This is a genomic window from Chryseobacterium sp. MYb7 (genome assembly GCF_002979455.1).
In the GTDB taxonomy this organism is placed as follows: domain Bacteria; phylum Bacteroidota; class Bacteroidia; order Flavobacteriales; family Weeksellaceae; genus Chryseobacterium.
Window position 1 is genome coordinate 86,794 of the sequence record NZ_PCOU01000016.1, and the last position, 21,900, is coordinate 108,693.

The following is a 21,900-nucleotide window of genomic DNA, read 5'->3' on the forward strand; positions in this document are numbered from 1 at the left end:
TAAATTAGCTGAACATTTATAATAAAAAAACTATGGAAATTAAAATTTACAACAACAACACTTTCATTTTTAAAATTGTAGTGCCAAAGAATGATAAAAATAATTCGATCGAAGGAATTATGACAATTACAAATAAATTACCATCAACTATCCAACCTCAATTTGTTAAAATTCAAGAAGAAGAAGTATCTCAAATTTATTGTATTAGTAATAATCATTCTGATTACATATCTCTTGAATCAAGAATCGGTTATGAAGTAATTTCATTATAAAAATATTCATTAGAGTGCAATTGTATTGTATGGAGCGGGAGGATGGAATACCAGGAATGATGTAACGGCCAACGACCTAGGTAAATTAATATATAAACTACTCTACTTTCTGCAACCTGTCTTTATCCAAAATAAATATGAAGTGTGATTCTAATAAATACATTTTCTTAAAAAAACAATATAATTTATACATATAATACTCAATCATTCCGTAAATTGGGATATTATCTACGAGGTATTTATGCGAAAAATTAAACAACACATTAATAAAGAAGATTTCAATGATATTTTTAGGTTATACTCTAAACAACCATGGCTTTGTGATAAAGAAGATAGTTTGCTAGAATTAATAATGTTATGTGATACAAAACTCCATAAAGATTTAGTTATAGATTTGTTAAAAGAATTCAATTTTCTTGATCAAAAAGTTTTTTCAAATTATTTAAATTTAATTGCTGATTTTATTATTGTAGACTCTGGTTTCGATGAGGCAAACTGCCAGATAGCTGCAATAACTTACGACGATGAAGCTGATAGCAGTCAAAAAATTTTAGATAATATTAAAATGCCTTTATTTCAACAAGGTTGGTCCAATGTAAAAACGGTTAATAGATTTGGAGCAATTCCAAAAAATTTTAAAGATGATAAATATCAAATCATATTAGTTGATGAATTTATTGGCAGTGGTAAAACAATATTAGGAAGATTGAAACAACTAAAAAATGATATTAAAGATGAAAAATTAGAAATTAAAATATGCTTTGTTGCAGGCATGGATTCTGCTATAAAAAGAATCGAAAAAGAAGGATATGAAGTATTTTGTCCTTTAAGATTACCTAGAGGAATTTCTGAAAGATTTAAAGATTCACAATTAATCAAAGCAAAAGATCTTATGTGTGATTTAGAAAAAAAATTGTGTAATTCAATTAATGCCTTCAATCTTTCAGATTATTCATTTGGATATAATGAAGCAGAGGCATTATATTCATTAGAAAGTTGTTTAGGCAATACTCCTAATTCTGTTTTCCCTATTTTTTGGTGGCCAAAAGATATAGGAGAAAAAAACAGAAATACAATGTTAACACGCTTTGAAAGAGGATTAAAATGAAACTAAATAAAATAGAAAAAATAATATTAAACGACCTATTTAAATCAACTGAAGGTTTATTTATATATACTTTATACTCTAGATATAAAGTATCTCCAAAAATATTATTTGAGACAATAGAAAACTTAAAAGCATCAAACTACATTACTGGAACTAATGAAAGAATAGAAATCACAAAAGAAGGAATTGAATCAATAGTTAAAAAAAATATAAAGCACGAAAAAAAAGAATTCGACATAAAAGAAGAATTTTTAGGCCCCCAGATAAAAATTAATAGTTTTTATGTTCCAAGAGATTTTAATTTTTAATAAATTGCAATAAATTTGGAAGGTATAGAAGAAACTAGTACAATTGAAGTGAAGTCGCTTCGTAGGATAAGGTACACTTTATCCTTTACCCTTAAATACAAAATTAGAAATTTTTTATTTAAGGGTTCTCGCTCAGCAGAGCTGAGACTCGCGGTGATTAATCCAAATTATTTTGTAGATTACTCCAAAATAATCAGTATTAATCACAAAGCTAAAGTTAAGAAAGTAGTTAACTTATTACCTTCCATTTCTTATGAGTAAAAAAGATCTATTTTTTTGGAATTCGTCTTTCACAAAAGCCAAAATTAATGATGAAATTAAACAGAATTATTTAAGATACATAGAAGTACTTTTAAATAATAAAGTACCTATCATATTTGATTTCTTCCATCTTACACTTTTATTAGGAAGAAATTCAAAATATTTATCATCTGTAGTTAATTCCAATATATCTCATTATCGCGAGTTTGAAATTCCAAAGAAAAAAGGAGGTACAAGAAAAATTACAGCTCCCTATCCTGCGCTTCTAGATTGCCAAAGATGGATTTATAATAACATATTGAAAAATATTAAAATACATCCTTGCGCACAAGGGTTTACAAAAAAAAAGTCAATTATAACCAATGCAAAAATACATGTAAATCAAGATGAATTTTTAAAAATTGATATAAAAGATTTTTTCCCATCAATCACAATAAATCAAGTTATAAATATTTTTAAATCTTTTGGTTATACACAAAAAGTATCTTTTTACTTAGCTTCAATATGTTGCTATGATCAAAATTTACCGCAAGGAGCTCCTACAAGTCCTATATTAAGTAATTTAGTAGCAATTACTTTGGATAAGAGGTTATTTGCTTTTGCCAAAAAATTTGATTTAAAATATACAAGGTATGCTGATGACTTAGCATTTTCAGGCAAAAAAATCACTTCTAAGCATTTAGAATATATAAAAGAGATAATTAGTGAATGTGGCTTTGAAGCAAATGATGAGAAAACTTTTTTACAGCAAAAAAAATCAAAAAGAATTATTACGGGAATTTCGATTTCAGATAATACAATTAAAGTTCCCAAACAGTATAAACGTAAACTTAAACAAGAAGTTCACTTTATAAGAAAATTTGGGGCATTAAATGTTATTAGAAGAAATAAAATTAAAAATCCTAATTACTTATATTCGATAATTGGGAAACTTAATTTTTGGATGTCTGTAGAACCTAATAATCAATTTGCAAAAAAAGCATACAATGATTTAAAACAATTTATAAATTACAACTAAAAGTAATAAAAAATTAGTAATTCTATAGCAAATACATTGTCCTTTCATCCCAAGATAAAATCCCCGCTACTAGGTACGATTATATCATATGACTTGGGACTTTGGCATTTGGATTATATTAGAATGTTTAAATAAAACAAAATCCGAAGTCCTCCCACTTCGGATTACTTATTTCTGCCCGCCTAAAATACCCCACTCCCCCATTTCCTATCCCCCAACTTTTACTTATATTTGTTTCTATAACGTACACAAATATGCAAAACAAAAAAATACATCAAGGGAGAAATATCAAGCGTTTTCGGGAAATGTTAGGCATCAAGCAGGAGGCTTTGGCTTTTGATCTTGGTGAAGACTGGAACCAAAAGAAGATTTCGCTTTTGGAGCAGAAAGAAACTATTGAAGAGGATATTTTAGAAAAGATTTCCCAGATTCTGAAAGTTCCTGTGGAAGCTATTGAGAATATGGATGAAGAACAAGCAGTTAATATTATTGCTAATACATTTGATAATGGCTCTATACTTAATGGTATAAATAATAATCCTTCGTTTCATCCTATAGATAAAGTTTTGCAACTACACGAAGAAAAAATTGCGCTGTACGAAAGAATGTTGAAAGAAAAAGATGAGATGATGGCCAGACTGGAACAGCTAATTCAAAAATAAAATTGGTATAAGTACTTTACTAATTTCATTCAACATAAAATAATGGATTTTATAACCAAAGATGAAAATGATGATCCTGTTTTCATTGCCAACTGTGAAAAAATCATCAGAAAATATCTTCAGCTCTGGAAACCAAGAGAATTATTTATTGCCAGTGTAAATAGTATTTTTGATAGCAGATGGGCAACTGAAAGAGAACAAATTTTTTCTTTTTGGAGTCACGGTAATGAACTAAGCATATCTCTTTTTCACCCTAATATTGTTTCTTCTACTTCTATTTATCAGGATTCTTACAGAGGCTATTACATTCCATGTAAGATTTCGGATTATATAAAAAAAAGAAAAGAAGGAGAATACCGTCTGTTTGAAGTACATTACTCTCCACTAAAACAATATTCCTTTCCTGCTATCAATAATGGTCTTTTGGTTTGGTATAGTAAAAATTCATTGATTGAGAATAAAGGTACTTTAATGTTTCATTATACCAACGGCCTGGAAATTAAAATCTTACATGTGACTTTGAGTAAAAGTGAAAACTGGAATGTTTCTGAATCCTTTGGTATTTCAAAATCCGAAAGTCAGGAAATAATTAATAATAATTGATACTTTCAACCATTAAAAACAAAACTAATAACCCACCCTTCAAGAAAATTATACTCAAAATGAAATTAAACATTAAACTTTTTTCCATCTTCATTCTTTTACTGGTTTCAACCTCTTCTTTTGCACAAAAGAAGACTCCTTTTCAAATCAATGGAGAGTTATTTGAATTCCCTGGAAAATGGGAATATAAAAACCACCTTAAACAATCCGGACAATTTCACTTAAGCAATAAAGACGAAAAAATAAGTGTATTAATTTCTGTAAGAAAGCCTGAAAAATTTGAATTTTATAAAGAAGGCTTAACAGAAAAAGAATTGCTGAATGCATTTTACAAATGGGAATATGATTACTGGGCATCTTCCCATGGAGTGAAAGCCGAAGTTTCCGAAATAAAGCGAAACGAAGAAAAAAATTATATCATCTGGAAAATTATTGTAAGAAACATGCCTCAGAATGATCATAAGGACCAGACTTCCTATTTACTCTATGCCGTTAGAAACAACAATCTGATTTCATTCAATCTAACCAATAATACAGATAAAAAGATCCCATTAACTGAAGCAGAATCTGTAGAACTTCTTGAAAAAATTTATTTGAAATAAAAATATAAGCCTGCTTTGAAAAGCAGCCCGCCTTTATGAAAAAAAAAAAAATCCGAAGCCTATTGTCTTCGGATTTCTTATGATCATAAATCATCCAAAGTCATCAGATTTCTGGCAATAAAGCACCTCTACCCCCTTCCATACTCCTTCCAGCCCCTTCTATAAGTACCTCCAGCCCCTTGGGTAAGTGGGTATACCCCCTTTAGGAACGGTCTCTATCCCCTTATACAACCCCCTCTACCCCCTTCTATAAGTACCTCCAGCCCCTTGGGTAAGTGGGTATACCCCCTTTAGTAAGGGTCTCTACCCCCTTATGCAACCCCCTCTACCCCCTTACCTAAGGGGGTAGCTACATCTGGTAGTGGAATACAGAACACGAGTGAAGTAATAGGTTTTTTAGAAAATTCTTTTCAACTTTTTCTTATCTTTAAACCACCCTATTCAATTAAAGAAACTTAAATATTAAACACTAATACCATTGAAAACAAAATTATTATTCCTTTCATTTTTGTGCTCACTGTTCACCCATGCACAAACCCTTCAATTTAAAAGTCTCGCTAATATGTCCGTGGGCAGAGGTGCCATAACCAGTGTCATTGTGGATGATAACATCTATGTGAGCAATGGATATCTGGAAAGTGGTGGCAACGCCAATTATATCGAAAAATATAATATTACCGATAATAAGTGGAGTATTCTCAATGCTACGCTGAGTCCCAAAAAATTTGCTAATTCGGAGACTTACGATAATAAAATCTATATTTTTAACGGTTGGGGGAACAGCCATCTTGAAATTGTAGACCTTGAAACCCATAAAGTAACAAAAGGAGCTGTTAATCGTTCCTATACCGGAAATGCAGGTTCTGCCATCCATAATGGAAAAATATATGTATTCGGAGGCAGTGGACTCAACGGGGCTGCAACCACTGTATTTTCTAACAGATTCCAGTATTATGATATTGCTTCAGATACATGGCATCCGTTACCTAATATGCCTACAGCCAGAGAAGCCAAGGGCAAAATTGTGAATGATAAGCTATATGTCATTGGCGGTTTTAATGGTACTTCATCCCGCCTGATCAATGTTTACGATATCAACACTAATAGCTGGACCGATCAATATACAATGCCTGCCGGGATATCCGGACATTCATTAGCGGTATCCGGTGATAAGATTTTTATAGCAGGGGGTTATAATAATCAGACTTTTCTGGCTTATTTTGATACGACAACCAATAAGTTCCATCAGTTATCTTCCAATATGATTCCCAGAAGACATGCTGCTGCGGAAGTATATAACAATAAATTATACATCATTGGCGGAAGTACAACGTCTATAACCAAATCAGCGATTAAAAGCATACAGGTAGCAGACATTAGCGATAGCACACTCGCAGATACAACCAATGAAAACCGTGCGTTGGAAACAAAAGTTTATACCAATGCACATAGAGACGGTTTTATCATCAGCAATAAAAATAACAGCAATCAGTTTGAATACGCCGTTTACTCCACAGATGGAAAGCAGATGAGCAAAGGTTTTGCCTATTATAATAAAACGATAGATCTGTCCAGAGTACCACCTGGAAATTATATTTTTAGTTTTAAAGATGAGAAAGGCGTTTTGCAGCAGATTAAAATTTTCAGGTAATAATCACTTTGATGATACATCTCCATATTGATAAAATTAAAGAGAAGTGGACCAATGAAAATATCAAACTAAGTCCACCCGCAACACCAGAATCCATTAAAACAGCCGAAGAAATGATTGACTTTCATTTTCCGGATGATTTTAAAGAGTTTTATTTAAAGCTGGATGGATTTGAAGATTGGGATTGGACAAAGAATATGTTTTCCATCTGGCCATTAGCAAGAATTCTGGAGGAATATCATAATGAAAATGATAAGAGCTTCATTGTATTTGCAGAGTATCTGATTAACGCGCATCATATTGGTTTTGTAAAAGGTAAAAACGGAGTGTTTAAAAATACTGGTGAGATACCTGTGAGGATTGCAGATACTTTTTCTGAAACAATCTTTCTTATCAATTCGGATGCAGGTATTTTATATTGATATAAATAAAAAATAAAACCAATAAACAAAGAAAAAAATTAAACATGCAGTATTGTAAAACATTATTTCTATACTTCACTATTCTCTTCCTTCTACCCTTTCACGCATTTGGACAAAACAAAAAGAAAGCGAAAATTGATTCGCTGATGAAGATGGTTTATCAGGCTGGGGCTTTTAATGGAAATGTTTTAGTTGCAAAAAATAACAAGCCTATTTACAATGCTTCTTTCGGTGTTACCGATGCTTCAAAAGCAAAAGAACTAACAACTCATTATAGATTTAATATTGGTTCCATTACAAAAGAATTTAGCGCTGTTGCTTTATTACAATTGCAGGAACAGGGCAAGCTGAAGCTGGATGACCATGTTTCCCAATACATTCCTGAATTACCCAAATGGGCTGATCAAGTCACCCTAAAAAATCTATTGCAATACACGAGTGGCATTCCCAATGTAAACTGGAAAAAAATCAAAAATGACAAAGATCTCTTTGAGGGTTTACAACTTATTGATTCGCTGGATTTCAAACCGGGTACAAATTACGATTACAACAATAACAATCTATTTCTGCGCCAGTTTATTGTTGAACGTTTGACTGGGATGAATTTTAAAATATATGTGGAAAAGTTCATTTTTAAGCCATGTAAAATGAACTCTTCTGTGATGACTAATTTTGAGAATGAAAAAAATATAGCCAAAGGATTTAATAATGACCTGGTTGCAGACAAAGAAGATTTATCCATAACTGGCGGAACGTATTTAACCACCCAGGATTTGCTGAAATGGTCAAATTGTCTTCACTCCAATAAAATAATTAATGAAAATTCTGTTTTTGAACTAGGGCAGCAATTTAATTTACCGGAAACCCAATCTGCTTTAGGAGAGGCAAAATTTAAAAACAAAAAACTCATTGAGCATATACACGACGGAAGAGCTGGAAGCTATGAAGCCCTCTTAGTTTCAAATTTGAATGAAAAATTCACCATTATCTTACTAGGAAACAATTACAACGGAAAGTTATTTGAAATTTCTGAAGCTATTAAAGCTATTTTGAAAAACGAAGAATATAGTTTTCCGAAAAAATAAAACATATGAAAAAAGCATTTGAATTTCTCACCCACTTAAAAGAAAATAACAATCGCGAATGGTTTGCGAAACATAAATCTGAGTTTGATCAGATTGTAAAAGAAAATAAAGTTCTTTTTACACATATTTATAATGAACTTCAGGAGTACGATCAGCTGAAAGGAATTCATATTTTCAGGATTTACAAGGATGTTCGTTTTTCCAAAGACCAAACACCATATAAAACCAATTTTGGAGTAGGATATTCCCGTTCGAAACCCATGCTGAGAGGTGGATATTATATTCAGCTGGAACCAGGCAATAGTTTTGTGGGAGGTGGTTTTTGGGGTCCGGAAGCCAGCGATTTACTTCGCATCCGTAAAGAATTTGAAATCAGCAGTACAGAAATTGAAAAAATTATCTCGGACGAAACTTTTGTGAAATATTTTGGAGAGCTTAAGGGAGACTCTGTAAAAACGGCACCACGGGGTTTTGATAAAAATCACCCAGCTATAGATTTAATCAGAAAAAAGCAATTCCTGGTGATGAGAAAGTTCACTGATAAGGAAGTTTTATCTGACAGTTTTCAAAAAGAAGCGATTCTAACTTTGCTGGCAATGCGTCCTTTTTTTGATTATATGAGTGAAATTCTTACCACGGATATGAATGGAGAACCTTTGTACTAACATTCAGTTATAATACACTTCGATTATAGAAAAATGAATACCTTTTTTAGAGAACCAGCCGAACCTTTTACATTTTTCAACTATTCTGACATTCTAATTATAATAGTCATTAATCTAATTCTATATATTTTAAGCAAGACTCAACTGCTTAAATTGAATAAAATAAGCAAAATAGTAATTGGGATATTTTTTTTCATTATTATTCCAATCATCTCTACTCAAATTGAATTAAGTAATGTTCATAGTAAATTTGCAATTGTCGATGGATTTAATGTTTTATATATCATTTTAAAAATTCCTGTCTGGTGGATCATTGGTGCATTAAATATTTATTTAATTAAAACAAGAATAAAAAGCTGCTGCTAAATTGTAATCTTATTTATGAAACCGATTCTCTCCCTTATCAATTAGTTGCTGAAAATATTGTTGGAAAAGAAAAGCAGTTCCTGGGAGAAAACTAGAAAAAATGCTCCAGTATTCTTCCACATTATTGTATTGACAGTATTCATGTTGAAAATAAAGAATTGTATGTAAATTGGGTTCTACCCAATAAAATAGATCAACCTAACACAACAGAAGTACAAAAAATTAAGCTGAAGTTTTAAAAACAATGATAACCAACTATGAAAAACATATTCTTATTCATTATCACTTCTTTTATACTCTTGAGCTGTTATGAAAATTCACAAAAAACAAAATTACTGAACTTTGGCAGCTTTACAATTCAGGCTCCCAAGGATTGGAAAAAAATAAACTCGGATTCTTATGATAGCAATGCCGGCATCATTATCACAAAAAATAATGATTCCATTTTTTACGATTACGGACCTTATTCCTATTCATTAGAAGAAAATGTCACGATTATTAGCAGAAAAGATTTCAACGAACTTCTAACAGTTAATCCAAATGCGGATACAACAGAATTTATTGTTATTGATAAAAATGCCACTAGAGAAGATTTTATTAAAAGTAAAATAACCTATAAAAAAATTGATGGATACAAGGCAAAAATAGTAGAGCCTAAAAAAGCAGGAAAAGGAATGACCGGAATTTATATAGACAGCCTCAAGACTGGATCAATAGGAAAAATAAGCTTCAACCTATATGGAACAAATCTATCGAAACAAAGCCAGACAGAACTTCTAGAGGTTATTCAAACTTTACACTTTATAAAACAAAGCGATAGATAAACATCAGCATAATTATATAAACATGAAAAAAGTAATATTAGATTTGGCCACTACTTTAGACGGATTTATTGAAGGTCCCAACGGAGAAACCGACTGGTGTATCATGGACGATGATATGGATTTTGATGGATTTCTTTCAGGGATAGACACTATTTTTTACGGAAGAGTAAGCTATGATTCCTGGGGAAATTATCAGCCGGAAGACAATGCAGGTCCGGAAGAACTAAAACTTTGGGAAGCGGTTCATTCAAAAAATAAATTTGTTTTTTCCAGTCAAAACAGGGAAGATGAAAATGCTGTTTTTATCAGTTCTGACATTGTGGATAAAGTCTCAGAAATAAAAAATCAAGGAGGAAAGAACATTTGGCTGTATGGAGGTGCAAGTTTAATTAAAACTTTTATTCAGCACAACCTTATTGACACCTACAGAATATCCGTACATCCGATTGCTATGGGGAAAGGAAAACCTCTTTTTGAAGATTTAAAAGAAAGATTACATCTAAAATTGGTCAAGACCAATGTCTTCAAATCCGGTGTCGTACAGCTTATTTATGAAGTTTAAACTAAAAATTTAGAAGATATGAATGTTCAGCTCAGTACGATTATTTTGTATGTAAAAGATGTGCAGTTACTCAAAATTTTCTATGTAGAAAACTTTAATCTGAAAGTAATTGAGGAAGATCCTGTATGGGCTTTACTTGATGCCGGAGGTGCTTATATTGGTTTACACAAAATCGGAGATCAGTATCTTGAAGAAATAGAAGCGGATCATATTTTTGACAACAATACCAAAATTGTTTTTGATATTGATATGGACATAGAAGCTGCAAAAAATGATCTGGTGTCAAAAAAAGTCAAAATGAGGGACATCAAAACTTTTCAGGACTACCCTTTCTGGCTTTGTGACGGGACCGATCCTGAAGGAAATGTATTTCAGCTAAGAAGAAAAAAATAAGTAATATTTTCCATGAAAAAGATAATTGCAGCCGCCAGTCTGATTTTAGTTCTTATTCTTTACTATTATCCCTTTTTTGATGATAAAAAAATTTCATTTGCTATTATTTTTCTGTGCTTTGTAGTTCTGGTATTTTCAATAGCTAAGCTCTATTCTCCCGACGAAAAAGATTATGAGTCATTTGAAAAAGAAATGGACGGTCTTCATAAGTTTGATGGAATTTTTCAATACATGAGCGATGGATTTTACTTCAAGCAGAATAAAGAAACGGCATTTATAAAATGGAATGAAATAGTTTCAGTATATTCATTTATTATTCCTTCTCCTTTTAATAAAAGACAATCCGGACTGGAAATCATCACCCATGAAAAAAGCTATGAATTTGATTACAAAGTAACTCCTGGAATTGTAAAATTAAAAGATCAGCTTTCGGATAATCTTCCTACTTGGGAACTGGATTCCCCAACGGTTAGGATAAACAATTTTGGGCTTAAAAAGACCTTATTATTTGAAAGGAAAACTGTATAATAAATACGTCTACGCATGCCAATCATTATTAAAATAAAGAACAAGCCTAATTGGGCAGTTACCATTGTATTGGGTTTAGGTTTATTGATGCTTTCTTTTATTATTCTGATTATTATTCCTCTTACAAGTCTTCAGGAGCAAGGGTTTTATGCTGTTTTAAACTTTTTTTCCTCTGCCACTCCTTTTGCAGCTTTTTTTATACTTCTCTTATATTTCTGGCTATGGAATACTTTTGGAAAAACAATTCTCACTATTGAACCTGAACAAATAACAGTCCGATATAAAAACAAGCTGTTTACAAAACCTAAAATTTATCTGAAAAAAGAAATTGATCAGGTTCAGGTAAAAGATTTTCAAGTAGAAAAATATAAGTTTGGAACCCGCTATCGCTTTTCTCTGAGTGGCTCAACCTATTCTGTTGTTCTTATACAAAGCGGCAACGAAACAAGAATTGTAGACTGGATCACCGAAACCAAAGCCAGTGAAATAGCAGATGAAATAAAAAAAATGTGGTCTTAAAATGAAAAAAACAGATCAATCAAAACATAATATCTGTATCTCAAAAATAAAGAGAAGCACTATTAAGCCTTACGATGACTTTCAATGGGCAAAGTTTTATGAAGATAATCATTCTTTTTTTAATGCATATCCAGACATTTCTATCCAGTTAAATGGAGAAGAACTCCTTATCTGTTCTACAATAATCAATTCAGACAATTATAGCATTTTGACAACTCAGAAATTGATCACATTAGAAAACGGAATTTTGGAATCGGGATTTATTATACATGCAAAAAATGAATTGTATGGAAACTTTAAAGGGTATGGAAATGAGAAATATACTTTCGGAAAGATCATCCTTGAAAATGGAAAAACCATGAAATATTTTATTGAAACAGGGAAAGCTTCTATGATTATGATCAGCGGTGTTAAGACTTTAATTCAAATTACATAAAGACACCTTCTACTCTCCATCAATAATTTTTTCAAATCCCATGTAATATTACAACACTTAAAAGTGTCTTATTTAAAAAAAATTACATGAAATTTATTTTAACCTGTATTGCTGTATTGCTTTCGGTACATCCTCTTTTTTCACAGAAATCGAAACAACTGGAACACTTATTCTCAACGTATGAAAAAGCGGGCTTGCTCAGTGGTTCCGTTCTGATTGCTGAAAAAGGAAAAATTATTTTTGAAAAAAGCTACGGCTACAGAAATGCTCCTAAAAAAGAGAAAAATACCAATAACAGTATTTACCGGGCATTCTCTATGACAAAAATGTTCACTGCAACCGTTATTTTTCAACTGGAAGAACAGGGAAAATTATCTTTGAATGACAAACTCTCCAAATATTATCCTGATTTTCCGAAAGGCGACAGCATTACTATTGCCAATCTGCTTTCCCATACATCAGGAATTCCCAATGAAACAAACTCTGAGTATACTGTAGATGAGGGAACATTTATAAAATATATTTCTGCAAAACCTTTGAATTTTTCTCCTGGTAAAGATTGGGATTACTCCAATTCCGGATATTATATTCTCGGCTATATCATTAAGAAAGTGACAGGTCTGAATTATGATAAAGTAATTGAAAACAATATTCTGAAGCCTTTAAAGATGAATCACAGTGGTTTCAATTTCAATAATGTGACTGATGAAAACAAAGCATGGGGATATGAATTTTTATCTGATAAAGGGTCTAACGAAGCATTACGCTTTAAAACAGATCACCCTTTTGGTGCAGGAGCCATGTATTCTACCGTGGAAGATCTTTTTAAATTCAATGAAGCGCTTAAAAATTACACCATTCTGAAAAAAGAAATCATAGAAAAGGCTTTTACACCTTATCTTAAGGATCACTATGGATTAGGTTTTCAGATCACGACTGGTTTTGACAAAAAACGAGTAGGTCATGACGGTGGCGGGCCTGGCTATAGAAGCAGATATTATAGGGTTTTGGAAGATGATATCTGTCTTATCGTCATGTCAAATTCAGAATTATCACATACAGATTTTATTATTCCTCTGGCAGAAAAAATTCTGTACAATAAACCTTATAACATTCCAGCCATTGCAAAAGTGAGTGCAGCGGATTTAAAAAAACTGGAAGGTGTTTATTCCACTGAAAACTCAAATTTTTATATAAACAGTGCCGAAGGAAAACTGATCTTCAAAGAAGGCGGTTATCCCAGAAATGCTTTATTACCATTAAGCAAAACATATTTTCAGCTGGATGAAAAATTCACCTGTACATTTCAACCGGATCAAAACGGAAAAATAAATACCCTCGTCATTCATTTCTGGGATGGAACTGTAAAAACGGCAAAAAGAAATACCAATAATCTTATCTGGGGAATTATTGGAAATGCAACTCCGAACGGCTGGGACGGGAAAGATATTCCGCTGCAGACAGACCCTAAAAATCCTAATATTTATTTCCTGAAAAGTTATAAACTGAATAAGGGCAATTTAAAATTCAGGCTTAATAATGATTGGGGATATAGCCTTGGACTGAATAACGATGGTAAAAGTATTGCCCTTGCTGCCTATGATTTCCCAATCAATGAAGATGGTCTTTATGATATTGTTCTGGATATGACAAATATTGTAAAACCACAATACAGTATCAAAAAATCAAATCCATAAAATCAGCATTTACAAAGTAAAAAATACACATTTTCAAACCGTTCCGTCTTCAGAACGGTTTTTATTTTTAACATCCATTGATATTTTTTATTATTTTTAACTTACACAAAATCAAAACACAAAATATAATTTATGCCTCATTTTATTATAGATTGTTCACAGGATATTCTTCAGGAAAGAACACCTGATGAATTAATGGAAGCCGTTTATGGCATAGCTAATGCAACAGGTCTGTTTGCTCCCAATGATATTAAAGTCAGGCTTCAGACCTATCAATATTATAAATTAGGTGCAGACAAGAAAAATTTCCTGCATGTGTTCGGGTATATTATGCAAGGGCGAAGTGCTGAGCAAAAAGCCCATCTTTCCAGACAGATTAGCATGAGGCTTTCAGAATTACTACCCGACATTTCTTTTCTTTCAGTAAACATTAGTGATTTCGAAGCAGCAACTTACAGCAACAAAGCACTCATTAATCCTGAGAATACGAATAAAGACCGGCATTTCGGATTATAACACCATCTTTCAAACCCAATAAATATTAATATCATGAGCCTAAAAGAATTAGTTAACAAAACCGTACAGTACAACAACTGGGTAGTTAATAAGTACATCGACTGGTTATCCACAAAGTCCGACGAACAGCTGAATCAGGAAACGATTTCAAGTTTTCCGACTATTTTAAAAACATTACACCACATCTGGCAAACTCAGGAATACTGGTGGAGTCATATTTCTGAAAAGAATGATTTTGATTTTACTAAAACTACAGAAGCCACCAGCAAAGAAGATGTTTTCAATGCGATAAGAAACAATTCACAAATGCTGGTAGATTATGTGGAAAGCTTATCTGAGGAAGATCTGTCAAAAAATGTAAAGATAGAATCCCAATGGTTTCGGTGTGATTTTTCCAAGTACGAATATATTCAGCATGCCATTATCCATGGAACCTATCACAGAGGACAAATCGTAACAATGGGAAGAAATATCGGAATTACGGATGCTCCTATGACGGATTTTAATTTCTGGAATATTTATAAAGATCAGCAATAAACCCATCAATTTTGTGGATAAGTATGAAAGAGAATTTCAGAATAGCATTTCCATTTAATTAAGTTATTGGTTTCAAATCATTTACACTCTAAATAATCAGTTATCCACATTTCTTACTATTTGTGGATAACTTTTTATTACTTAATTTTTGTTTGTGGATAAACTATGGATAAATTTTTAGATCATAAAAAAAACAATATAAGTATCTATATTTCATTAAATTACAACAAATATTATTTTTTGTGAATTTTCCACAATAGAAAACCATGTGGATAAGTTTTGTGGATAAACTGTCCACATTTTTACTTTGAATTCATGTTAATCCACAATTGTAATTCTTATATGATCATAGCAATTTTGTAAATTTGTTATTACACACTAATACCAAAATTTGAAATGGAAAACTACGCAATATCATCAGACGGTCAGAAAATTCATTACAAAGAATCCGGAAACGGAAACACAACATTAATCTTCATTCACGGATGGCTTGGAAATACTGAATGGTGGATAGACCAGCAAAAATATTTAAATAGCCAATATCATATTGTACAAATGGATCTTGCAGGACACGGAAAATCAGATTCTTCCAGACAGGAATGGACGAGTGCCGGATATGCAGATGATATTAAAGCTGTTGCCGATGCTGTCAACTCAAATGAGATTATTCTTGTAGGACATTCTATGTCCGGAGCTTATGTACTTGAAGCGTCATTAAAAATCCCACAGGTAAAAGCGTTAATTCTGATTGATACCCTGAAAAATCTGGATGAAGCTTTCACAGAACAGCAGGCTGAAGAAATTATGTTCACACAGTACATGACAGATTTTAAATATGCTGTGGAAAACTTCCTGCCTCAATATCTGTTCGTTGAGCAGACTCCTGCTAATGTAAAAGAAAGGCTGCAACACGAATTTCTTCAGAATGAACCTGAAATGGCCATCAATCTTCTCAGACCTTTATATAAAACTGATTTTAATACCATTGCAAAGCAAGTTCAAATACCCGTTATCGCTATCAATTCTGATGCCTCTCCTACTGACCTGGAAGCTAATCGCAAATATTTGAAAAACTATGATTATGTTACTATTGAGGGAGTTGGGCATTATCCTATGCTGGAAAAACCGGATGAATTCAATGTTATTTTAGATGATGTTCTGAAGAGACTGATTTAAAAAATGATAACTAAAAAAACACAAAAAACTATGGCTAAAGCAAATAAAACCACCGAAACAGACATAAACGTTACCGATTTTATTAACTCATTTGTAGAAAAAGATGAAAAGAAAGCTGATAGCTTTCAATTAATACAATTAATGAGTGAATGGTCAGAGTTTGAGCCTAAAATGTGGGGACCAACCATCATTGGATTTGGCAGTTATCATTATAAATATGCAAGCGGACATGAAGGCGATATGCCGCTTATTGGATTTTCACCCCGTAAAGCGGAGTTTTCGCTGTATGTTTATTCGCCCACTGAAGAAAGTAAGTATTTATTGGATGACTTGGGAAAATTTAAAATGGGAAAATCCTGTATCTATATCAAAAAACTTTCTGATATCAATATTGACACCTTAGAGAAAATGTGCAAGGCAACCATTGCTTATTTAAATGAAAATCAAGAATGTGTCTGTAGAGAAAAATAATGTAAGTGATTCGTCATAAATTTCTTCTCCAATTCAAAAAACTTCCCGAAATTAGCGGTCTGTGCGTTAAATACTATTCAATGAAATAAAAATTTAAATTACAACATACAGCAAAACTTAGTATAAGTTTTCTTCGGGGCAGGGCGAAATTCCCTACCGGCGGTTACAGTCCGCGACTCCTTTCTTCTGAAAGGACTGATCTGGTGAAATTCCGGAACCGACAGTTAAAGTCTGGATGAGAGAAGAAAATGAGATGACCAATAAGATTCCTTATGGATTCTTGTTGCGTTGTATTTCATTTCCATGTACCGAAGACTATTTTAACTTTTAAAAGTAAAATAACATGGAAAAATTATTAGAACAATTCGGAGCAACCTCCAAAGAACGTGTAGAAAAAGCACTTCAGACATTACAACAGGGAAAAGGTATTCTATTAGTAGATGATGAAAACCGCGAAAATGAAGGTGATATCATCTTTCCCGCTTCCACTATTACAGAACAGGATATGGCACTTCTGATCCGTGAATGCAGCGGCATCGTCTGCTTATGTATTTCTGAGGAAAAAAGCCGCCATCTCAACCTTCGTCCGATGGTGGAAAACAACAATTCAAAAAATCAAACCGCATTTACCATTTCTATTGAAGCCAGAGAGGGTGTAGAATCAGGGGTTTCTGCAAAAGATCGTGTAACAACGATCAGAACCGCTGTGGCATCAAATGCCCAGGCAGAGCATATTGCAAGTCCAGGACACGTATTCCCCCTGATTGCCAGAAAAGATGGTGTCTTTGAAAGACGTGGACATACTGAAGGCAGTGTAGATCTTGTAAAAATGGCCAATCTGGGAGACGATGCCGTACTTTGCGAACTGACCAACGAGGACGGTTCTATGGCAAGACTTCCTGAAATTGTAGACTTTGCTATCAAAAAAGGGATGAGTGTCGTGACTATCGAAGATATTTATGCTTACCGTAAAATGATTATGAGCAACTAAAATTTAGTTTTTTAACGCACAGAATCGCCGGCTGATTTTATCAGCCGGCGATTTCCTTAAATATCTGGATAAAAACGAATTAAATTAAAATTCGGATTGTGTTTTTAATTAACTTTAGCAAAAAGTTTATTATGAAAAAATCTATCCTCTTTTTCCTTTTAGGAACATCTGTTATGCTTTCTGCACAGATTACACTCACAAAAGCAGCCAACGATCCTGTTTCCGGAGATATTGTTAATTACAATCAGTTAAACGGAACTGTAGATAACTCTGCAACGGGGGCTAACGTTACATTTTCAAACGGAAGTCTTACAATGGGAGCTTCTTCACAAACTACTTATTCTGTTCCAACTTCAACTGAAATCACAACATTTCCTGGATCAACCATTAAAATGGTAGACGGCACAAACACAATTTATTATAAAGCAACTGCAACCAAACTGGAAATTACAGGAATTGTAAATCCACAGGCCACTTTAAATTTTAATGTAGATAATGGTACTTATAACAATTATCCAACAGCTTACGGACCTGCTCAAAACGATAATGCTAAAGGAACTTTCACTTCATCTGTTGCCAACGGATTGTTTAGTGGGACACTGGCTACTCAGGCTGACGCATACGGAACCCTAATTGTAGGCAACCAAACTTACAGTAATGTTCTTAGAGTAAAGTATACACAGAATTTTAATTTATACTCCTCTTTTGATGTGATTTATTCTAATCCAATAGGAACGGTTACCAATACCGCTTATGCCTATTACGATGCTTCTCACAGATATGCGCTACTTAGCACGACCAGCGGAAACATTAGTGTTCCTTTATTAGGTATCAACCAATCCACATCAAGTGCGCAGGCTTTAAGCGAGACATTCCTTTCTATAAGCAATGCAGCAAAAAAAGAAAATCTAGTTGTTTATCCTAACCCTGCAAAAGACTTTATTGGTTTCAAAGGAAATACAGATAATTATTCCAAAGCAAATATTTACAGTCTGGATGGAAAACTGGTTAAAACTTCAGAGGTAAAATCCGGAAACATTCAGATCTCAGACCTTCCACCAGCTTCTTATTTCATTGAGATCAGCGGAAAAAATACTGCAGACAAAAAGAATACAAAATTCATCAAGAAATAATAAAACAAAATCCCCACTCCTACAAATGAGCGGGGATTTCTTATTAACATTCAAAATTATTTTTAAAAAGTAGCAGCAGGAGCTGTTTCATTATTAAGTTTTCGCTGAATTTCCGTCTTTTTACCTTTGGAGAAATCATAGCTTAATCCCAACACAAACATTGATTTATTGTTCATAATCTGTGTATGAACTTTATAATCAACCAAACTTTCCGGTAAACTTTTCGTTTTATATTCCGAAGGCATTCCAATCCAGTACATTCCCGTGGAGAACGTCCAGTTTTTGTGTTTGTAGCTCATAAAAATATTATTCTGATTTTCATTCGTATTAAGAAATGCTCCACTTAAACTATAAACAGGAATATTAAACTGATACTGTACTGAGAACGATTTATATTCCGAAGAAAGTGAAAAGTAATTTCCTAAATAATCATTTTTAATCAAAGCACCTTTACTTGTCCTTACAGTCTCGGAAGTTGGTGTGATGACCGCTTTTATAACAAGAAGACTGTTTCCAAAAGGCTTATAAGATCCCGTTAACTGTATACCATACCTTTGTCCATTTTTTCCATTTTCATAAGTCAGAGCATACCCTCCCAATACATCATCCTGAACATAATACTGATTGATCACTCTGTCGGTATATCGGTAAAACAGACCTGCATTAAAATCAAAATACTTATTATTAAAAGAATAAGTCAGATTATTGGCAAACACCTGTTGAGACTCTAAAAAAGGATTTCCTCGCTGAACAATATTAGGTGCCAGCTGCACCACATTACTACTCAAAGCATTACTCCACGGACTTATCGGACTGTAACTTGCTGTAAAGCGAAGATTCTGATTTCCTTTAAGCTGATAGGCTAAAATAACCTTCGGGGTGAAGGTCCATTCATCAAAAGTATTCTCTGCACTTTTGTTGTGAATATTGGTAAGCCCCGCTCCGATACGATAGCTGAATTTATCAACTTTTCCGGCAAATTCTGTATAAAAATACTGCTCCAGATAATTGACGCTGTATTGAGAATAACCGGCAAGATTATTCAGATCATTGGAAATAGAAGATCTCGAAATGCGATATCCGGATGAAAGTTTTCCTGCTTTAAAATCATGAACGTGGGCAAGCTCTCCCACAAGACTTGTTTGTTTCGCCTTCAAAACCATATCATTGTCGTACACAGACAATCCTGAACCTACGATCCATTCTTTGGCCGTTTCTGTAGTATTCGTCGTATAATGAGAACCTACCAGATTGATACTCAATTCATCTTTTTCACCGATTTTTTTAGAATAATAAAGATCCAGTTTAGGAATTACGTAGTCTGATCCATTATTTTTAAACATATTATGTTCTTCCATCAGATTATCTTCAGTAAAAACACTTTGCCCCACTCCTTTTGAAAATCTGCTGAAAATATCCATATTCAGCTTAGCCTGAAAAGCATAATCATCCGGAACAAGTCTGGTATAACGCAAGGCCACATTCTGGAAAGTATATCCGAAATGATCTGTTCTGTTTTCATCAGAACGGTAATGTTTTCCATTCAGCTGATAATCATAGATGCTGTTGACCCTTCTGTCATTGTAATCTCTAAGATTCAGAGAGTATTCCAGTCCGAAATTATTTTTCCCCTTTGTATAATTCGCGTAAGCAGAACCATTCACAAATCCGGTATTTAACGCCGTAGAAACATCAGCCCCGAAAACATATCCAGTTTCTGTAGATCTTGTCAGAATATTCACTACCGTATCTGCTCTCGTTGCCCACCTCGCTGGAGGAATATCATAATACTCCACTTTCACAACCTCACTGGGAGCAACACTCCTAATCTGCATGTCTGTAGCTTCAATACCATTGATGAGAAATAAAGTAGTTCCACCTTTTGTACTGGTAATCGTATTGGCAACAGGATCCAGCTGTAATTCAGGAAGAGTGCTCAATAAATCTTTGGCATATCGTGCTTTTTCCAGTGCTTCTTTATCAAAAGTATACACAGCTTTATCCGCAAACTGTTTTTTGCGCTGTGATTTCAAAATAACTTCCTGAATCTCCTTGGTGGGTGCTGCATCAGCTGTATCATTTTTCTTCTCCTGTGAAAATGCTAAAGCACCACAAAGGAAAAAGATGGTATATATCGTTTTTTTCATGTCTAAGGATGAATTATACCATTAGGACAATCAATCTCCGATGTTTATTACATTCATAATCATAACCCAATAAAGAATTATCAATAAATTTTCTTTAATTTATATTTATTATGTTAAATTCAGCCCGTTTTTTGCTGGTATTTTTTTACATCACAAAATATAGAGTCATGAAAAAAGCATTCATATTAATTCCGTGTTTCCTGTTTTCCGGATTAGGAGCTCAGGAAATAGAGAACAGTTCGGCTGAGAAGATGAATATTATCAAGACCAATGTCACGGCCTACGCATTCAGAAATATCAATCTGTCTTATGAGCGAGCTATCAACCAATGGTTTTCTTTGAACATCGGTTTCGGAACAATGACAGAAGGAAAAGTACCTTTCATTAATGCCTTTTTGAAAGATAAAGACGAGAAAAGATTCCAAAATCTTAGGGTAAAAGCTACAAACTTTACGATAGAACCAAGGTTTTATATAGGGAAAGGCTATGGAAAAGGATTTTATTTTGCACCATATTACAGATATTCAAGTGTTACTTCCAATACTTTTGATTTTTATTATGATTACAATGGTCCTAATTCAATTACGTATCAAATACCTCTTAGAGGCCAGGGAGATACTAATGGAAACAGTGGAGGATTAATGGTCGGAGTTCAGTTTTTTCTGACCAGAAGCCAGAATCTTGTCTTGGATTTCTGGATCGCCGGAGCACACTACGGAACCGGAAAAGGTGATTTTACCATGACCTCAGATTATGTACTGACTCCTGATATGCAGGCTCAACTTAAAAAAGAAATTGAAAATCTGGATATTCCTTTTGTAAAGTATACGGTAGAAACCAATGCCAGTGGAGCAAGAATAAAAGTGGATGGTCCGTGGGCTGGCTTCAGAAGCGGACTTTCCATTGGATATAGATTTTAAAAAACACAATCTTGTAATACATAAACC

General features: G+C 33.2%; 26 protein-coding genes and 1 riboswitch. Of the genes, 25 read left to right on the forward strand and 1 reads right to left on the reverse strand.

The window, feature by feature from the left end; genetic code table 11:
* Positions 1 to 32: 32 nt before the first annotated feature.
* The 24 genes from CQ046_RS13835 to CQ046_RS13960 all read left to right on the forward strand — a co-directional run bounded on the left by CQ046_RS13835 (position 33) and on the right by CQ046_RS13960 (position 18,806).
* On the forward strand, positions 33 to 272 hold the full coding sequence (locus CQ046_RS13835) for a hypothetical protein (RefSeq protein ID WP_105702836.1): 240 nt from the start codon (positions 33 to 35) through the stop codon (positions 270 to 272).
* A 241-nt stretch (positions 273 to 513) separates the two neighbouring features.
* Complete coding sequence (locus tag CQ046_RS13840; RefSeq protein WP_123906619.1) at positions 514 to 1,380, forward strand: hypothetical protein; 867 nt, start codon at positions 514 to 516, stop codon at positions 1,378 to 1,380.
* Positions 1,377 to 1,688 carry a hypothetical protein gene (locus CQ046_RS13845; protein ID WP_105702838.1) on the forward strand — a complete coding sequence of 104 codons (312 nt, stop codon included), beginning with the start codon at positions 1,377 to 1,379 and terminating at the stop codon, positions 1,686 to 1,688. Before CQ046_RS13840 ends, CQ046_RS13845 begins: the two co-directional genes overlap by 4 nt.
* Positions 1,689 to 1,941: 253 nt before the next feature.
* Complete coding sequence (locus tag CQ046_RS13855; RefSeq protein ID WP_105702840.1) at positions 1,942 to 2,967, forward strand: retron St85 family RNA-directed DNA polymerase; 1,026 nt, start codon at positions 1,942 to 1,944, stop codon at positions 2,965 to 2,967.
* Between the two features lie 254 nt (positions 2,968 to 3,221).
* Entirely contained in the window at positions 3,222 to 3,629 is a 408-nt protein-coding gene (locus CQ046_RS13860; RefSeq protein WP_105702841.1) for a helix-turn-helix transcriptional regulator, read from the forward strand.
* Between the two features lie 42 nt (positions 3,630 to 3,671).
* Positions 3,672 to 4,232 carry a hypothetical protein gene (locus CQ046_RS13865; protein WP_105702842.1) on the forward strand — a complete coding sequence of 187 codons (561 nt, stop codon included), beginning with the start codon at positions 3,672 to 3,674 and terminating at the stop codon, positions 4,230 to 4,232.
* A 59-nt stretch (positions 4,233 to 4,291) separates the two neighbouring features.
* Positions 4,292 to 4,834: a hypothetical protein gene (locus tag CQ046_RS13870; protein ID WP_123906620.1), complete on the forward strand. Its 543-nt coding sequence runs from the start codon at positions 4,292 to 4,294 to the stop codon at positions 4,832 to 4,834.
* Positions 4,835 to 5,396: 562 nt separating this feature from the next.
* A complete protein-coding gene (locus tag CQ046_RS13875; RefSeq protein ID WP_105702844.1) occupies positions 5,397 to 6,485 on the forward strand; it encodes a T9SS C-terminal target domain-containing protein in 1,089 nt (362 codons plus the stop codon).
* A gap of 11 nt (positions 6,486 to 6,496) precedes the next feature.
* Positions 6,497 to 6,907 (forward strand): SMI1/KNR4 family protein, encoded by a 411-nt coding sequence (locus CQ046_RS13880; protein ID WP_105702845.1) that lies wholly within the window; start codon positions 6,497 to 6,499, stop codon positions 6,905 to 6,907.
* A gap of 44 nt (positions 6,908 to 6,951) precedes the next feature.
* Positions 6,952 to 7,992: a serine hydrolase domain-containing protein gene (locus tag CQ046_RS13885; protein WP_105702846.1), complete on the forward strand. Its 1,041-nt coding sequence runs from the start codon at positions 6,952 to 6,954 to the stop codon at positions 7,990 to 7,992.
* Positions 7,993 to 7,997: 5 nt separating this feature from the next.
* On the forward strand, positions 7,998 to 8,657 hold the full coding sequence (locus tag CQ046_RS13890; RefSeq protein WP_185126192.1) for a DUF2461 domain-containing protein: 660 nt from the start codon (positions 7,998 to 8,000) through the stop codon (positions 8,655 to 8,657).
* 623 nt (positions 8,658 to 9,280) lie between these two features.
* Positions 9,281 to 9,847, forward strand: coding sequence for a hypothetical protein (locus tag CQ046_RS13900; protein ID WP_105702849.1), 567 nt, complete (start codon positions 9,281 to 9,283; stop codon positions 9,845 to 9,847).
* Between the two features lie 22 nt (positions 9,848 to 9,869).
* Positions 9,870 to 10,409: a dihydrofolate reductase family protein gene (locus tag CQ046_RS13905; protein ID WP_105702850.1), complete on the forward strand. Its 540-nt coding sequence runs from the start codon at positions 9,870 to 9,872 to the stop codon at positions 10,407 to 10,409.
* A gap of 18 nt (positions 10,410 to 10,427) precedes the next feature.
* Positions 10,428 to 10,802, forward strand: coding sequence for a VOC family protein (locus CQ046_RS13910; protein ID WP_105702851.1), 375 nt, complete (start codon positions 10,428 to 10,430; stop codon positions 10,800 to 10,802).
* A 12-nt stretch (positions 10,803 to 10,814) separates the two neighbouring features.
* The gene (locus tag CQ046_RS13915; RefSeq protein ID WP_105702852.1) at positions 10,815 to 11,330 is read left to right on the forward strand and encodes a hypothetical protein; all 516 of its coding nucleotides are present in this window, start codon (positions 10,815 to 10,817) and stop codon (positions 11,328 to 11,330) included.
* A gap of 15 nt (positions 11,331 to 11,345) precedes the next feature.
* Complete coding sequence (locus CQ046_RS13920; RefSeq protein WP_105702853.1) at positions 11,346 to 11,849, forward strand: hypothetical protein; 504 nt, start codon at positions 11,346 to 11,348, stop codon at positions 11,847 to 11,849.
* 1 nt (position 11,850) lies between these two features.
* On the forward strand, positions 11,851 to 12,285 hold the full coding sequence (locus CQ046_RS13925; protein ID WP_105702854.1) for a hypothetical protein: 435 nt from the start codon (positions 11,851 to 11,853) through the stop codon (positions 12,283 to 12,285).
* A gap of 86 nt (positions 12,286 to 12,371) precedes the next feature.
* Entirely contained in the window at positions 12,372 to 13,982 is a 1,611-nt protein-coding gene (locus CQ046_RS13930) for a serine hydrolase (protein ID WP_105702855.1), read from the forward strand.
* 132 nt (positions 13,983 to 14,114) lie between these two features.
* A complete protein-coding gene (locus CQ046_RS13935) occupies positions 14,115 to 14,498 on the forward strand; it encodes a 5-carboxymethyl-2-hydroxymuconate Delta-isomerase (RefSeq protein ID WP_105702856.1) in 384 nt (127 codons plus the stop codon).
* 33 nt (positions 14,499 to 14,531) lie between these two features.
* Positions 14,532 to 15,035, forward strand: coding sequence for a DinB family protein (locus CQ046_RS13940; RefSeq protein WP_105702857.1), 504 nt, complete (start codon positions 14,532 to 14,534; stop codon positions 15,033 to 15,035).
* A 396-nt stretch (positions 15,036 to 15,431) separates the two neighbouring features.
* Positions 15,432 to 16,211, forward strand: a complete 780-nt coding sequence (locus CQ046_RS13945; RefSeq protein ID WP_105702858.1) for an alpha/beta fold hydrolase — start codon at positions 15,432 to 15,434, stop codon at positions 16,209 to 16,211.
* Positions 16,212 to 16,214: 3 nt separating this feature from the next.
* Positions 16,215 to 16,682: a DUF1801 domain-containing protein gene (locus CQ046_RS13950; protein ID WP_317047021.1), complete on the forward strand. Its 468-nt coding sequence runs from the start codon at positions 16,215 to 16,217 to the stop codon at positions 16,680 to 16,682.
* A gap of 125 nt (positions 16,683 to 16,807) precedes the next feature.
* Positions 16,808 to 16,933, forward strand: a riboswitch (FMN riboswitch).
* A gap of 92 nt (positions 16,934 to 17,025) precedes the next feature.
* Positions 17,026 to 17,673, forward strand: a complete 648-nt coding sequence (gene ribB / locus CQ046_RS13955; RefSeq protein WP_105702859.1) for a 3,4-dihydroxy-2-butanone-4-phosphate synthase — start codon at positions 17,026 to 17,028, stop codon at positions 17,671 to 17,673.
* A gap of 131 nt (positions 17,674 to 17,804) precedes the next feature.
* On the forward strand, positions 17,805 to 18,806 hold the full coding sequence (locus CQ046_RS13960) for a T9SS type A sorting domain-containing protein (RefSeq protein WP_105702860.1): 1,002 nt from the start codon (positions 17,805 to 17,807) through the stop codon (positions 18,804 to 18,806).
* A gap of 62 nt (positions 18,807 to 18,868) precedes the next feature.
* On the opposite strand, the gene CQ046_RS13965 is transcribed toward CQ046_RS13960, so the two are convergent.
* Positions 18,869 to 20,953 (reverse strand): TonB-dependent receptor domain-containing protein, encoded by a 2,085-nt coding sequence (locus tag CQ046_RS13965; protein WP_105702861.1) that lies wholly within the window; start codon positions 20,951 to 20,953, stop codon positions 18,869 to 18,871.
* Positions 20,954 to 21,120: 167 nt separating this feature from the next.
* On the opposite strand from CQ046_RS13965, the gene CQ046_RS13970 reads away from it, so the two are divergent.
* The gene (locus CQ046_RS13970) at positions 21,121 to 21,873 is read left to right on the forward strand and encodes a DUF3575 domain-containing protein (RefSeq protein WP_228406957.1); all 753 of its coding nucleotides are present in this window, start codon (positions 21,121 to 21,123) and stop codon (positions 21,871 to 21,873) included.
* Positions 21,874 to 21,900: the final 27 nt, after the last annotated feature.

Coding starts and splice junctions, on each gene's coding strand:
- ribB (WP_105702859.1), top strand. CDS start 17,026: ATGGAAAAATTATTAGAACAATTCGGAGCAACCTCCAAAGAACGTGTA.
- CQ046_RS13920 (WP_105702853.1), top strand. CDS start 11,346: ATGCCAATCATTATTAAAATAAAGAACAAGCCTAATTGGGCAGTTACC.
- CQ046_RS13925 (WP_105702854.1), top strand. CDS start 11,851: ATGAAAAAAACAGATCAATCAAAACATAATATCTGTATCTCAAAAATA.
- CQ046_RS13870 (WP_123906620.1), top strand. CDS start 4,292: ATGAAATTAAACATTAAACTTTTTTCCATCTTCATTCTTTTACTGGTT.
- CQ046_RS13880 (WP_105702845.1), top strand. CDS start 6,497: ATGATACATCTCCATATTGATAAAATTAAAGAGAAGTGGACCAATGAA.
- CQ046_RS13860 (WP_105702841.1), top strand. CDS start 3,222: ATGCAAAACAAAAAAATACATCAAGGGAGAAATATCAAGCGTTTTCGG.
- CQ046_RS13965 (WP_105702861.1), bottom strand. CDS start 20,953: ATGAAAAAAACGATATATACCATCTTTTTCCTTTGTGGTGCTTTAGCA.
- CQ046_RS13935 (WP_105702856.1), top strand. CDS start 14,115: ATGCCTCATTTTATTATAGATTGTTCACAGGATATTCTTCAGGAAAGA.
- CQ046_RS13910 (WP_105702851.1), top strand. CDS start 10,428: ATGAATGTTCAGCTCAGTACGATTATTTTGTATGTAAAAGATGTGCAG.
- CQ046_RS13865 (WP_105702842.1), top strand. CDS start 3,672: ATGGATTTTATAACCAAAGATGAAAATGATGATCCTGTTTTCATTGCC.
- CQ046_RS13890 (WP_185126192.1), top strand. CDS start 7,998: ATGAAAAAAGCATTTGAATTTCTCACCCACTTAAAAGAAAATAACAAT.
- CQ046_RS13835 (WP_105702836.1), top strand. CDS start 33: ATGGAAATTAAAATTTACAACAACAACACTTTCATTTTTAAAATTGTA.
- CQ046_RS13950 (WP_317047021.1), top strand. CDS start 16,215: ATGATAACTAAAAAAACACAAAAAACTATGGCTAAAGCAAATAAAACC.
- CQ046_RS13970 (WP_228406957.1), top strand. CDS start 21,121: ATGAAAAAAGCATTCATATTAATTCCGTGTTTCCTGTTTTCCGGATTA.
- CQ046_RS13960 (WP_105702860.1), top strand. CDS start 17,805: ATGAAAAAATCTATCCTCTTTTTCCTTTTAGGAACATCTGTTATGCTT.
- CQ046_RS13855 (WP_105702840.1), top strand. CDS start 1,942: ATGAGTAAAAAAGATCTATTTTTTTGGAATTCGTCTTTCACAAAAGCC.
- CQ046_RS13945 (WP_105702858.1), top strand. CDS start 15,432: ATGGAAAACTACGCAATATCATCAGACGGTCAGAAAATTCATTACAAA.
- CQ046_RS13885 (WP_105702846.1), top strand. CDS start 6,952: ATGCAGTATTGTAAAACATTATTTCTATACTTCACTATTCTCTTCCTT.
- CQ046_RS13845 (WP_105702838.1), top strand. CDS start 1,377: ATGAAACTAAATAAAATAGAAAAAATAATATTAAACGACCTATTTAAA.
- CQ046_RS13930 (WP_105702855.1), top strand. CDS start 12,372: ATGAAATTTATTTTAACCTGTATTGCTGTATTGCTTTCGGTACATCCT.
- CQ046_RS13915 (WP_105702852.1), top strand. CDS start 10,815: ATGAAAAAGATAATTGCAGCCGCCAGTCTGATTTTAGTTCTTATTCTT.
- CQ046_RS13840 (WP_123906619.1), top strand. CDS start 514: ATGCGAAAAATTAAACAACACATTAATAAAGAAGATTTCAATGATATT.
- CQ046_RS13905 (WP_105702850.1), top strand. CDS start 9,870: ATGAAAAAAGTAATATTAGATTTGGCCACTACTTTAGACGGATTTATT.
- CQ046_RS13900 (WP_105702849.1), top strand. CDS start 9,281: ATGAAAAACATATTCTTATTCATTATCACTTCTTTTATACTCTTGAGC.
- CQ046_RS13875 (WP_105702844.1), top strand. CDS start 5,397: ATGTCCGTGGGCAGAGGTGCCATAACCAGTGTCATTGTGGATGATAAC.
- CQ046_RS13940 (WP_105702857.1), top strand. CDS start 14,532: ATGAGCCTAAAAGAATTAGTTAACAAAACCGTACAGTACAACAACTGG.